Here is a 12332-nt window from a genome sequence, read left to right on the forward strand (position 1 = left end):
GGGCGCCCGGGTGGCATTGCGGGGCCGTGCACCGGGTACTGTCGCCGGGCGGTCCGCATCATGGCGAGGGTGTCCACGTCGTTCGCCACAAGACGAACTCGGACGCCCTCATGCTCGTCTCCGCAGGCACCCCTTGGACCACCCCACCAGGAGGAACCAGTGTCATCCCCGCAACCGCTCACCCCCGAGGAGAAACTCGCCGACGCGAAGAAGCAGCTGAGCCTCCCGCGTATCGTCGTGATCTGCGGCTCCACCCGCTTCATGACCGAGGTGACCGAGGCCGATCTGCGGGAGACCAAAGCCGGAAGGATTGTCGTCAAACCGGGCTGTGACATGAAGTCGCCGCACGAACTTGGGTCCGATCCTGTCGAGGCCGAGACGCTGAAGGTTCGACTCGACGATCTGCATCGAGCGAAGATCCGGCTCGCTGATGAGGTGCTCGTAGTCGGCGACTACATCGGAGACAGCACCCGAGCCGAAATCGCCTACGCCCGGTCGCTGGGCAAGCCCGTGCGGTTCACGCACCCCGAAGTCGCCCCCGACGCCTGACCGCCCGCCCCCACCGAAGCCAGGGCTCACCTCCGCGACCTCGCCACCAACCTCGCCCACCACTATGCGCCGTCACCAACGTCCTGACCCGCAACAGCCAATTGGGAGACGCGACGCGATCGCTTTGTCTCCTCCGAAATTGACAAGGCGCGCCCGGTGCGGCGCCATCGGCAGGTCGAGTCTCACTTCGGACTCCTCATCGCGACGAATGCTGGTCGGGGTCCAGAGCTGGCAAGGTGCTCGGCTCGTGAAACTGGTACTGACTGAGCCGGTGATACTCACCGCCGGCTCGCAGTAGCTGCGTGTGCGTTCCCTTCTCCACGATCCGACCGTCCTGCAGTACGACGATGACGTTGGCGTCCCGGATGGTGGAGAGCCGATGGGCGATCACCAGGCATGTGCGGCCATGCCGCAGCCGCGAGGTCGCCCGTTGCAGGAGGAGCTCGGTGCGGGCATCGACCGCACTGGTGGCCTCATCGAGGATCAGCACGGCTGGGTCAGCGATGAACGCGCGCGCGATGCAAATCAGCTGTCGCTCGCCCTCGCTCAGGCGTCCGTCCGCACTGTCGACCACCGTGTCGTAGCCTTGTGGAAGAGCGTGCACGATGTGGCTGACACCACAGGCCTGAGCAGCTTGCTCGATCTGCTCAAGTGTGGCATCCGGCCGCCCGTAGGCGATGTTGTCGCGAATGGTCCCGCCGAACAGCCACGGCTCTTGAGGAACGAGCCCGATCTCGGAGCGCAACGTGTCCCGTGACACCGAGGTGATGTCTGTGCCGTCGACGAGAATGTGTCCACTGCCAACGTCGTAGAACCGCATCAGCAGGTTCATCAGGGTCGTCTTCCCGGCGCCCGACGCGCCGACGATCGCTGCGGTCCGCCCCGGCTCGACGACCAGGTCGAGGTCCTTGATGGTCGGCTCGCGGTTGTAGCCGAACGACACGTGCTCGAACGTGATCCGGCGCGGCCGAACGGCCGGCAGCCGTCCCTGGCTAGCAGGGTCCTCCTCCGGCTCGTCGAGAAGGGCGAACACGCGGGCAGCCGACGCGATACCCGACTGGAACAGGTTGGACATCGAGGCGAGCATTCCGAGTGGCTGTGAGTATTGCCTCGAGTACTGGACGAACGCAACGACTCCGCCCAGGGTCAGCTGCCCGCTGATCACCCTGAAGGCACCGACGACGCAGAGCAGGACGTAACTCAGGTTTCCGATGAACAGCACCAGCGGGGCGATCAGGCCGGACATGAACTGCGCGAGATGGCTCGCCTTCTTCACCTCGGCGTTCCTGTTCGCGAACGTCTCGCGGAACGCGCCTCCGCGGTCAAACACGGTGACGAGTTCGTGGCCGGAGTAGGACTCCTCGATATGCGCGTTGAGTTCTCCGGTCAGTCGCCACTGGTCGCCGAACAGCCGTTGGCTTCGCTTCGCCATCACGGCCCCGATGGCGAGGGTCAGCGGTATCGAGATCAACGCAAGCAGTGTCAGCAGGGGTGAGATGCTCAGCATCATGGCCAGTGCGCCGACGACGGTGAGCAGGGCGAAGAGCAACTGGGTCAGCGTCTGGCTGAGCGAGGTCGCGATGTTATCGATGTCGTTGGTCATCCGTGACAGCAGCTCGCCGCGCGAAGAGCCGTTGAGGTAGCGGACCGGAAGCCGATTGAGCTTCGCCTCGACGTCGTTACGCAGAGTTTCCATGATGCGAGCGATCGCGCTGTTCTGGATATATTGCTGGCTGAATCCCGCCAGGGTGCCGAAGCTATATAGGCAGGCGGCTATCAGCAATAGATGTCCTACATAACCGAAGTCGATGCCGGACCCGGGCGTGACGTTCAGCCTGTCGATAATGTCCGCGAAGCTGTTTCGGCCGCTGTCGCGCAGCGCCTGCACGGCAGCCTCTTTGGTCTGTCCTGTTGGCAAACCGGCGCCCAGGGTGCCGGCCAACACCGCATCGATCGCACGGCCCCAGATCCGCGGGCCGACCAGGTAGGCCAGTACGCCGAACACAGCCAGAGCGAACGAACCGATCACCGACACCCGGACTTGCCGGAACAGGCCTGCCAGTCGGCGCGACGTTGCGGCGAAGCTCGCGCCGTCTTCGAGCTGACCACGCTCCCGGCGGCTCATGCCGATACCCCGATCGCGTCCTGCGAAGCCACGAGCTCCTGGTACGTCTGACAGTTGTCCATCAGTGATTGATGTGTCCCGTCGCCGACGATGCTGCCCTCGTGGAGCACCACGATCCGTTCGGCACTGCGGATACTGGCAGTCCGCTGCGACACCAGCAGGACTGTCGCGTCGGCCGTGGCTGTGCGCAGCGCTGCCAGTAGCCGTGCGGATGTTTCGGAATCGAGCGCCGAGACCGGATCGTCAAGAAGGAGGACGCGCGGGGCGGCAACGAGTGCGCGGGCAATGCACAACCGTTGCCGCTGGCCGCCGGAGACGTTCGTTCCACCCTGGGCGATCGGTGACTTGAGTCCGTCGTCCATCGCGGCGACGAACTCGCGAGCCTGCGCGACCTCCAGCGCCTCCCAGAGCTCGGCGTCAGTGGCGTCCGGCCTGGCCAGCCGCAGATTGCTTGCGACCGTGCCTCTGAAAAGCAGCGAACGCTGCGGAACGATCGCGAGCTGACCGCGCAGCACAGTGAGATCGATGGTGCGCAGATCAACGCCGTCCAGCCGGACGGATCCGGATGTCGCGTCCTGAAGTCTCGCGACGATCGACAGCAGGGTGGTCTTGCCGGCACCCATCGATCCGACGATCGCCACCGTGCTGCCGGGCTCAACCCGTAGGTCGATGCCGGACAGGACGTCGGCATCGGCGCCCGGGTACCGCAGCGCAACGCCGCGCAGCTCCAACTCACCGCGGATCGGGACCGAGCTGGCGGGTACGCCCGATGGCCGGAGCATAGGGGTGGAGTTGAGCACCGCCTGAATACGTTCCGCCGCGACCATCACTCTTGGCAACATCATCACCGCCGAGGCGGCCATCATGGCTGCCCCGAGGATCAGGACCAGGTAGGTGACGTAGGCTGTCAGACCGCCGATCAGCAGCTGTCCCGACTCGACCCGGTGGCCACCGAACCACACCACGGCCAAGATCGAGAGATCGGTGATCAGCATGACGGCCGGAACGAACGTCCCGTTCAGCCGCCCCATCGACCGGGTTGCCACCGCCAGCTCGTTGTTCACCTGCCCGAACCGCTCGGCCTCGAAGCGCTCGCGGGTGAACGCGCGAATCACCGTGAGACCCATCAACTGCTCGCGCAAGACCCGGTTGATCGCATCCAGCCGGTCCTGCATCCGGCGCGACACCTGAGTCATCCAGCGAAGGACCACCGCCAACACCACACCCAGTACGACGACTGCCACGACGATCAGGAGGGACAGGCCAGCATCCGCACGCAACGCCATATAGGCCCCGCCCAGCATCGTGATCGGTGCGGCGGCCGCCACTGTGCCGAAGGTGAGCAGGAACGCCTGTATTTGCTGGACGTCGTCGGTGCTGCGAGTGATCAGTGTCGGCGTGCCGAAGTCCTGATGTTCCCGGCTGGAGAAAGTCGCGATCTTGTCGTAGACGTCTGACCGCAGGTCGTGCGCAGCGTTTGTGGCCGCGCGCGTTCCGGCATAGGACGAGATCGCCGCTGCCAGCAACTGGACGATACTGACGACCACCATCCACCCGCCGGCCGTCCAGATGTGCCCGACGTCCGTGCGCATTAGGCCGTTGTCGATCAGATCCGCATTGATCGTCGGCAGATACAAGGTGGCGGTGACGCTGACCAACTGGAAGACGATCAGGCCGGCGAACCACCATCGGTGCTTGGCGAACTGAGCAAGGACCAGCCGCATCGGTCAACCTTTCGTAGGAGGTGCTCAGGCGATGACGAAGCTGGGGTGCAACAGTCCGGCGGGGTCGTACCTACGGGCCAGCTGCAGCAATCGGTCACGACGCTCGGCGTCGAACAGTGCTGCGGCGGTACGTTGGTCGGGTCGTCCGAGAGTGAAGTTCGGCGAGCTGCCTACGGCGGTCCCGGACCAGCCGGCCAACAGTTCATCCTGCAGCGCCCGCGCACTTGCCGCGTTCGACTTGGTTGTCGGGGCTACCACACCTACGACACACAGCAGGTACATCGCCTCGCGGTGGCTGACTGCGTTCGGCACCCTCGGCGGAGTGGACAGCGCCCCACCGAGATGACGAACCGAAACGATGGAGCGAACCGACCGGCCTGGCGCCGATGCGGCGATGGCGTCGCGGAGGCGTTCCTCGTCGATCGCCCGCAACAAGACGTTGTCGGCGAGATACGCATGCGGCTGATCCGGTTCACTGAAGACGGTGTCGGACCGCCGGTACGGGATCTCCTGCAAACCGTCGTACGCAGGTTTCAACGCCCGCAACGGGGCGACCAACTCGTCTGCCTCCGCAGCCGAACCCAGGTAGGCGATCTGGACATGGGCCATGTGCCGCTTGGAAACTTCAAGCGTGGTCATCGCCGAGGTCATCTCCGGGGGCATTGTCGCCGTCCAATGCAACCAGGTTGAGACCACCTCCGGCGTCTCGCCCAGGTCGAACATCAGACCGCCCCCGACCAGCTTGGCGACCGGCATCAAAGCCATCTCCAGCGCGGTCACGATGCCGAAGCTCCCGCCACCGCCGCGGAGCGCCCAGAACAGGTCCGGATCCTCGTGTTCCGAAACCGTCAGCAGGGAGCCGTCGACGGTGACCAGCTCCAAGCGCGTGACGTGGTCCGCGGCGAAGCCGTAGCGACGAGCCATCAGCCCGATGCCGCCGCCGAGCGTGTAGGAGACAGCGCCGACACCGGGCATGCTCCCAGACAGCGGTGCCAGATCGTAGCGTGCGGTGGCCTCGATCACGTCGTGCCACCGCGCTCCAGCGCCCACCCATGCGGTGCCGGCACTGGGGTCGACATCGACACTGTCCATCCTTCGCGTCGACACCAATACACCTTCACCGACGAGCGGGTTGGCGAGTCCATGTCCCGTGGCCTGGACCGCGATCGGCATACATGACTCCGCGGCGTGCCGGACGGCCGCCACCACGTCGCCGGCGGCCCGTGCCGCCACCACGTGGGCTGGCTGATGTTGCTCCCGCAACTGGAAGCCGGCACGGTGCTCGTCGTACTCGGCAGACTCTGGGTGGTACGCCACCGGTGATTCGGCGTCGGTCGTGTTGGCACTCATCGCGAGCACCTTTCTGGATCGGGGGGTGCGTGCGCACACCCACGGCGAACAGGCAGCTCGTAGGTACGCATCCACCAGCCTGACCGGGATATGCGCCGCATCGTGTCGCAATTCCTGAAAAGATCGGTGTGTGACCCCAGATCGCTTCTTCACCCTGATGCTGCTCCTCGAATCGAGGGATGCCGTGACCACACAGGAACTTGCCTCGGCGCTCGGGGTGTCCCTTCGAACCATCACCCGAGACCTGAACTGGCTCCGCGACGCCGGACTGCCGGTGACCGCACAACGGGGCCGCCTCGGAGGCGTGACCATGCCACCCGGATCCGGACTCGACCTCACGCGACTCACGCCGGACGAGCGTGATCATCTGTCGCTCACCGGGCTGGACGAGAAGCAACGTGCGGAGCTCAACGCATCGGTCGAAAGCCGGCGCGCGCTCTCCAAGATCGTCGCTACACAGTCACGTCGAGGTCATGAGCTCCTGCCGCTCACCGACGTGGTGCACGTGGACAGCCGTCCCTGGCTCCAGGCACGAGCTTTCGGCACGACTCCGGCTTCGCTGATCGGCGCAGTGCGGCGAGGTCGCCGGCTACGGATCGAGTACGACAGCCCACGCGAGTCATGCCCACGCGACCTGGTCGTGGATCCCTACGGGCTGTTCGCCAAGGCCGGCATCTGGTACCTCGTCGCCGATTGTGCCCGAGTGCCACGGATGTACCGACTCGAACGGATCACGACGTGGAATGAAGTCGACCAGCCACGACGGATCCGCGAGAGCCAGACCCTGGCCACCGTCGCCGCAGCGCTCATCGATCAGTGGGAACACAACCACGCGATAGAGGTCAGCGCCACCATCGACCAGACCCAGATCGAGCGAGCGCAACGGATCTTTGGCCAACGACTCGTCCCGGACGACCATGAAGAATCCGCCACCGGCCACAAGGTAACAATCCGCTTCCTGCATCTGGAGGACGTGCGAGCACTACTGCCGTTCGGGAGCGCCATCACTGTGCACGGCCCCACCGAAGCCAGGGCTCACCTCCGCGACCTCGCCACCGACCTCGCCCACCACTATGCGCCGTCACCAACGTCCTGACCCGCAACATCTAGATCTCAAGGCGGCGTGGAAAGCGTGGAAGAACCACCGCGACGGTGAAGACGCGGACGAGGAATTGGCGAAGGAGGGCGGCCCCAGCTCGTTGGAGGCCGCCGCGTCGGCCGGTTTCGGCATCCGTGATGATCGTGGCGTAGCGGTGGCGCCGACGCAGGGCGAAGTCGTCCACGCCGATCACCCGCGGGACGGCCTGCTGCGGCAGTGGCAGGCGCCGCAGATGACGCAGTGCGGTGCTGCGGGAGATGGGCACGGCCAGCAGACCGGCGAGGCGTGCGGTCGCATGGCCGCACAACTCCCGCGCTACCTGGGATATCTGCCAGTCAAGCCGCACTGTGCGGCGCTGATGGCGGCTCAGCAGTCCCGGAATCTGCTCGCGGAAGGTCTGCTTCCGGCAGCCCAGGACCGTACAGACCAGCCGCCGTGCCCGCAGGCAGACGACGACCGGGCGGCCGTCGACCGGCACGTCCGTCACCGTCCGGCGGTGATACCCGTGCACCTTCCCCGGCGAAGTCCCGCACACCGGACACGGCACCGCCACGTCCCGCGTGCGGGCCGTGACCACCACCGCGTCACCACAGTCCTCCACGTCCTCGACGACGAGCACCGACAACCCGGAAAACACCGTGCTGATACGGGAGTTGACCTCCATCGCAAGATCATGACCGTGAATGGCTACCCGGCGTCACCACCGACTACGGGCCAGAGCCACTCGTTTGACAGTCCCGCACTCGCGGCACTCACCGCCGACCTACCCGCCGCGATCCTCGCCGACCTCCTCGGCCTGCATGTCAACACCGCCGTCCGCTCGGTCACCTACGCACGCCGAGAGTGGACCGACTACCTCGCCGCACGAGCCGCAGAGCACGGCAAGCCACAGCGGGACGAATAGCTCCCGATCAGTGGCATGAGAGGGCGTTTGGCAACGCATACGCCCGGCCCAGCTGCAACGTCTGGCTGGGTTTGATCGCCGTTGCGGGGAGCCCAGCCGGTACTGCTCAGCGGATCGTCGGGGTTCGCGGCGTGACCGCCTCGCGCAGTTCGGCGGCGGTCTGGGCGATGAGCTCGGAGAAGGTCGCGTCCGGGTCGGCCAGCCAGCGGGACGTGGCGCGCCGGGAGATCGCGATCGCCACGTCGATGATGAAGCGTGCCTCGCCGGACTCGACGCCGCGGCGCTCGAGCGCCCGCGCCAGTGCGCCGGCGATGTCGGCGAGCTTGATCAGGTCGCGTTCGGCCAGTGCCGGGCTGGCGGTGATCACCCCGACGCGGCGCAGCAGGAACTCGCGCGAGCGAAAGACCTCGTCGGCTGTCCCCAGCGCGGTCAGCAGCGCCTCGAACGGCGTGAGGCCCGGGGCGGCCGCTTCGACCTGGGCGACGAGGTGGGCCTCGAGCTCGTGGCCGGCGAAGAGGACTTCCCGCTTGTCGGGGAAGTAGCGGTAGAAGGAGCGCTCGGTCAGACCGGCGGTGCGCGCAATCTGCGCGACCGTGGTGCGTTCGAATCCCTGCGTCTCGAACAGCTCGAGCGCCGCGCGCTCGAGCCGGCCCTGTGCGTCGGACTCCCATCTCGGCATACCGACCAGCATATGACAGCAGAGGCTGTCGTCGCAGTACTATGATCGATGACAACAGATGCTGTCATAGCTCAGGAGATCCTTATGAAGGCTCTACAGTTCGACCGATTCGGTTCCCCGGGCGTGATCGTGCTCCGTGAGGTCCCGAAGCCGGAGCCGGGACCCGGCCAGATCCGGGTCGCCGTGCGGGCGTGCGGCCTGAACCCGGCCGACTGGGCGGTGGTCGACGGCCTCCTCGCAGACCGGTTACCGCCGCTGCCGCGCGGGCTCGGCTTCGAGGCCGCGGGCACCGTCGACGCGCTCGGTGAGGGCGTCACCGGCGCCGAGATCGGCGACGGCGTGTTCGGCCCGGCGACCTTCGACGGCCCGACGGCCGGGGCGGCCGAGTACGCGCTGATGTCGGCCTGGGCGCGCGTTCCCGAGGGCGTCACCGTCGAGCAGGCAGCCGCGCTGCCGATGGCGGCCGAGACGGCGTGGCACGCGCTCGACGGCCTCGGCGTCCAGCCGGGTGAGTTGCTGCTCGTCCACGGCGCGGGTTCCACCGTCGGCGAGGCGGCGGTGCGCTTCGCGCTGCACCGGGGTGTCCGGGTGATCGCCACCGCCGGGCCGGCGCGGGCCGCCGCCCTGGGAAAGATCGGCGCCCAGGTGACCGGCTACGGCGACGGCATGGTCGAACGCGTCGCCGCTCTGGCCGGAGGTCGCGTCGACCGTGCCCTGGACACGGCCCCGACCGGCGGCCGGATCGACCGGCCCGATCAGACCAGCCCAGCCGGTGGCTCGCTGCCGGCCCTCATCAAGCTGACCGGGGACCCCGACCGCGTCCTCACCGTCTCCGACTTCGCCGCCGCGACCGAGCTGGGTACCCGGATCGTCCACATCGACATGCGCTACGACCGGCTGGACGAGTTTGCCCGGCTGGCCGGCGAAGGCGTCCTGGCCGTATCGGTCGCCCGCACCTACACCCTCGACCAGATCCACGAGGCTGCCAAGCTCAGCCAGTCCCGTCGGCCCGGCGGCAAGCTCACGCTTGTCCTGTGACCGCCTTCCCGCCTGGCCAGGCGATCCCGCTGCCGAACAAGACGGTGATCCATTCCAACTCCCGCTTCTCGGCGGAAGAGGACGTTCGAGTGGCGGTTGGAGTCGACGACGCACGACGATGCAGCGCGCTGGCTGCCCAACAACTGGCGCTGCCATCCGCGACCGCGATGCCGGCGCCGGTCAGGTCCTCGTCTCCGGTGAGGAATAGCGCATGGTTGGAATGAGTACCTTCCACCAGTAATCAAGCACCTGAAGCGCGGCTGCGTGAGTGGGCAACGTGACCCGGACGCTCACGCCTACCGGTACCGGCTGCACAGTCCCGCCTTCAAGGGCGAGGAAGCTCACGGCGTGGCAGCGACCCGGATTGTCACTACTCCGGTTGCCCGCGCTGTCGCCGTCTCGGAGCGGCTTCAGGCAGACGAGGAGCCCTGCCTGTTCGCCAAACCGCCCAACTCGCCCAGCCACCGGCAGCGCCAGGACCACCACCACGTGCCGGACAGTTTCGCCGCACCCTGGCCTGGTCCATCGCCCGTCGCCCCGGCGGCACCATCGCCGGCGCCCTGCAGTATCGCCACCGACGCATTGAGATGTTCGAGGGCTACTGTCCCGTCTCAACGAAGCCAGTCGTCCATATGTCGCCTACCTGCGTGGACTGGATTGGGTGAGACATGTGGACTGGACTCGGTTCGTTGAGAAGGACAGCGACAGACCGTTCCAGAAGCTCACGGAACGGGCGAGGCCGCCCACGGACTCGATGTTGACGCGTTTGATCGCCGTGGCACCGGAAGCCGGCTCGACAGCTGGGCCCGGGTGGGCTTCGCACGTCTCTGAAATTTACGTACTCCGAGGGAACGTTTCGCGTGCGCGGCTCCTCAACAGGGCGACGGAACCCCTCGCCGCGTAGGAGGACCCATGCTGTACCGGCCTGCCACCCCCGCCCCGACCCGCGCTGCTGCGCTCGTCGTCTCGGTGCTCACCGTGGACGCTGTGCTCCACCTGTACTGGACGACGGGAGCCACCTGGCCCGCAACCGACGACAGGAGCCTCTCCCACGCGGTTCTCGGTACGGACGTGTCATTCACACCACCGATCCTGCTTCCTCTTGTCGCCCTGCTCCTCACCGCCGCCGCCTTAGTCCTCGCCCACTCTCGCCGGCCCCGCCACCTGCTACTCCGCGTCGGCACCCTGGCCGTGGCCGCGGGCCTCTCGCTGCGCGCTCTGGCGGGGATCTACTGGCTGTTCGCCAAGGAGACAGGCACCGCCTTCTACTGGCTCAACCTCATGCTCTACACCCCACTGTGCGCCGTCCTGGCCATCGCCGCTCTGCGCGTGGCGCGGTGGAAGGATGCGGCCCGTGCCCGATGAACGATCCGATGACCGGACGGTCCGCCTCGTGCGAGCCGCCCAGCGTGGCGACACCCTCGCCATGGCCGAACTCCTGGACGTCCTCGCCCCGTACGTGGGCCGCGTCTGCGCGCCCATAGCCCTGGACCAGGGCGCGGACGCTGCGCAGGAGACCCTGGTGGCGGTCTTCAAGTCGCTACGCACCCTCAAGGACCCGGCCGCCCTGCACGGCTGGGTCCGTGCCATCGCCGTGCGGGAGGGGATCCGCACCGCGCACCGAGCCGCTCGCACCGTACCGGCCGATCTCAGCGCGCTTCCCGCTCGCGGCGACCCCCAACTCTCCGCCGACATCAGGGACGTACTGGACCGGCTCTCCCCCGAGCACCGCGCGGTGCTGATGCTGCGTGACGTCGAGGGCCTGGACGAGCGCACCGCCGCCGCCTTGCTCGGCGTGCGCACGGGCACCGTCAAGTCGCGGCTGCATCGGGCCCGCGACACCTTCCGGAAGGCGTGGACGTCATGAACGAGCCCTGGCCCACCACCGACCTCGACCCCGTACGCCGCCTGCACGCCCTGGCCGGCGGCATTCGCGGTGCCCACGTGACCGAGGCGCACATCGACGCCCCCTTCGAACGGGTCTGGGCCCTGCTGGGCGACCTGGAGGGAGCCTTCGGGCAGGTCGTGCCCGACATGGAGCAGCTGCGCGTCGTCGGTCGGCAGGGCGAGCGCGTAGAGGCGATGGTGCGCAGCAGGTACGGGATGCGGGCACGACTGCGCGGGGTGCAGCGGCCCGGCTGGTGCTGGCTGCAGAGCCGGTTCCTGCTGCTCGGCGTGGCGGCGGCGCCCGAAGGCCCAGGCACTCGGGTGGCGTTCACTGGGGGCGTGCGCCTGCCGACCCATGCCGCCCTGATCCCCCTGGGCGTACGTCGTGAGGGCATCCGCAGCGTTCAGCGCCTGACGGCCCTGCTGTGACCGGGAAGCGACCGGCTCTGGGGGTCCGGAGCCGGTCCACGACTCGAAGCCGACGTGCCGGCCGGTCCTCGCCCTGAGACGGAAGCCCGAACGACTCGGTTCGTTGAGAAACGACTCGATTGAGTGAGACGGGACAGCTACGCCGGGACCAGTGACTCCGGCTTCCGCGACGAGGTCGAAGCCGAACAAGCCCTCGCCCACAGCCAGTACCTCGCCGAGGTGAGCGCGGACGCCGACCGGACGGTGCTGACCGGCCCAGTTGGCGCGGAGGCCGAAGCCAAGCTCGCCGAGTTCGCGCGCTGTGCCGTCTTCGACGGCCACGCCGAGAAACCTGTCATGGCCGACCACGTTCGGATGCCGGGCCTCGAACGCCCGCGCCGCCGGGATGACCGGGATGCCGGCCCGGAAGCCGACCATCAGCCGCCAGCTGGCACGGGCGGCCACGGACACCCCGCGGTGGACCGCGTGCGCGGAGGCGAGCAGCGGACCGGCGTCGGCCAGCAGTTGTCGGCCCGCGTCGGTCAGCGCTACGCCGTGGCGATCCCTGG

Annotated in this window: 12 protein-coding genes and 1 pseudogene; 8 read left to right on the forward strand and 5 right to left on the reverse strand. The window is 67.5% G+C overall.

The genetic code is table 11. The annotated features are described in order from the left end of the window. The first annotated feature begins 159 nt into the window (after positions 1–159). Positions 160–549, forward strand: coding sequence for a hypothetical protein (locus tag AB0I18_RS39310; protein WP_363110521.1), 390 nt, complete (start codon positions 160–162; stop codon positions 547–549). Between the two features lie 196 nt (positions 550–745). On the opposite strand, the gene AB0I18_RS39315 is transcribed toward AB0I18_RS39310, so the two are convergent. From AB0I18_RS39315 to AB0I18_RS39325, 3 genes are read right to left on the reverse strand one after another with little or no spacing between them, the layout of a single operon-like run. Continuing rightward, positions 746–2674: an ABC transporter ATP-binding protein gene (locus tag AB0I18_RS39315; RefSeq protein ID WP_363110522.1), complete on the reverse strand. Its 1929-nt coding sequence runs from the start codon at positions 2672–2674 to the stop codon at positions 746–748. After that, positions 2671–4398 carry an ABC transporter ATP-binding protein gene (locus AB0I18_RS39320; RefSeq protein ID WP_363110523.1) on the reverse strand — a complete coding sequence of 576 codons (1728 nt, stop codon included), beginning with the start codon at positions 4396–4398 and terminating at the stop codon, positions 2671–2673. Before AB0I18_RS39320 ends, AB0I18_RS39315 begins: the two co-directional genes overlap by 4 nt. 24 nt (positions 4399–4422) lie before the next feature. Further along, positions 4423–5748: an FAD-binding oxidoreductase gene (locus tag AB0I18_RS39325; RefSeq protein WP_363110524.1), complete on the reverse strand. Its 1326-nt coding sequence runs from the start codon at positions 5746–5748 to the stop codon at positions 4423–4425. Positions 5749–5878: 130 nt separating this feature from the next. On the opposite strand from AB0I18_RS39325, the gene AB0I18_RS39330 reads away from it, so the two are divergent. Next, a complete protein-coding gene (locus AB0I18_RS39330) occupies positions 5879–6844 on the forward strand; it encodes a WYL domain-containing protein (protein ID WP_363110525.1) in 966 nt (321 codons plus the stop codon). Between the two features lie 115 nt (positions 6845–6959). Here AB0I18_RS39330 and AB0I18_RS39335 read toward each other — a convergent pair. Continuing rightward, positions 6960–7484 (reverse strand): annotated as a pseudogene (locus tag AB0I18_RS39335) (transposase family protein); the annotation flags it as partial. 36 nt (positions 7485–7520) lie between these two features. Between AB0I18_RS39335 and AB0I18_RS39340 the strand changes: the two are divergent. Further along, positions 7521–7751 carry a hypothetical protein gene (locus tag AB0I18_RS39340; RefSeq protein ID WP_363110526.1) on the forward strand — a complete coding sequence of 77 codons (231 nt, stop codon included), beginning with the start codon at positions 7521–7523 and terminating at the stop codon, positions 7749–7751. Positions 7752–7857: 106 nt separating this feature from the next. Here the strand turns inward: AB0I18_RS39340 and AB0I18_RS39345 are convergent, their stop codons facing one another. Next, a complete protein-coding gene (locus AB0I18_RS39345; protein ID WP_363110527.1) occupies positions 7858–8430 on the reverse strand; it encodes a helix-turn-helix domain-containing protein in 573 nt (190 codons plus the stop codon). Between the two features lie 84 nt (positions 8431–8514). Here AB0I18_RS39345 and AB0I18_RS39350 point away from each other — a divergent pair, with 84 nt between their 5' ends. From AB0I18_RS39350 to AB0I18_RS39370, 5 genes are all read left to right on the forward strand, one after another. Next, complete coding sequence (locus tag AB0I18_RS39350; RefSeq protein WP_363110528.1) at positions 8515–9468, forward strand: NADP-dependent oxidoreductase; 954 nt, start codon at positions 8515–8517, stop codon at positions 9466–9468. A 912-nt stretch (positions 9469–10380) separates the two neighbouring features. Then, a complete protein-coding gene (locus AB0I18_RS39355) occupies positions 10381–10833 on the forward strand; it encodes a DUF3995 domain-containing protein (RefSeq protein ID WP_363110529.1) in 453 nt (150 codons plus the stop codon). Continuing rightward, the gene (locus AB0I18_RS39360) at positions 10814–11335 is read left to right on the forward strand and encodes an RNA polymerase sigma factor (protein ID WP_363110530.1); all 522 of its coding nucleotides are present in this window, start codon (positions 10814–10816) and stop codon (positions 11333–11335) included. Before AB0I18_RS39355 ends, AB0I18_RS39360 begins: the two co-directional genes overlap by 20 nt. Further along, complete coding sequence (locus AB0I18_RS39365) at positions 11332–11784, forward strand: hypothetical protein (RefSeq protein ID WP_363110531.1); 453 nt, start codon at positions 11332–11334, stop codon at positions 11782–11784. The genes AB0I18_RS39360 and AB0I18_RS39365 overlap by 4 nt, the downstream gene beginning before the upstream one ends. A gap of 123 nt (positions 11785–11907) precedes the next feature. Next, positions 11908–12332: hypothetical protein (locus tag AB0I18_RS39370; protein WP_363110532.1), on the forward strand; the 425-nt coding region annotated here is incomplete at its 3' end.

Source organism: Streptomyces sp. NPDC050704 (assembly GCF_040654355.1).
Classification (GTDB): Bacteria; Actinomycetota; Actinomycetes; order Streptomycetales; family Streptomycetaceae; genus Streptomyces.

Bases quoted from the DNA above. Each gene is read 5' to 3' on its own strand.
- AB0I18_RS39315 (WP_363110522.1), bottom strand. From the start codon at position 2,674: ATGAGCCGCCGGGAGCGTGGTCAGCTCGAAGACGGCGCGAGCTTCGCC.
- AB0I18_RS39320 (WP_363110523.1), bottom strand. From the start codon at position 4,398: ATGCGGCTGGTCCTTGCTCAGTTCGCCAAGCACCGATGGTGGTTCGCC.
- AB0I18_RS39325 (WP_363110524.1), bottom strand. From the start codon at position 5,748: ATGAGTGCCAACACGACCGACGCCGAATCACCGGTGGCGTACCACCCA.
- AB0I18_RS39340 (WP_363110526.1), top strand. From the start codon at position 7,521: ATGACCGTGAATGGCTACCCGGCGTCACCACCGACTACGGGCCAGAGC.
- AB0I18_RS39345 (WP_363110527.1), bottom strand. From the start codon at position 8,430: ATGCCGAGATGGGAGTCCGACGCACAGGGCCGGCTCGAGCGCGCGGCG.
- AB0I18_RS39350 (WP_363110528.1), top strand. From the start codon at position 8,515: ATGAAGGCTCTACAGTTCGACCGATTCGGTTCCCCGGGCGTGATCGTG.
- AB0I18_RS39355 (WP_363110529.1), top strand. From the start codon at position 10,381: ATGCTGTACCGGCCTGCCACCCCCGCCCCGACCCGCGCTGCTGCGCTC.
- AB0I18_RS39360 (WP_363110530.1), top strand. From the start codon at position 10,814: ATGCGGCCCGTGCCCGATGAACGATCCGATGACCGGACGGTCCGCCTC.
- AB0I18_RS39365 (WP_363110531.1), top strand. From the start codon at position 11,332: ATGAACGAGCCCTGGCCCACCACCGACCTCGACCCCGTACGCCGCCTG.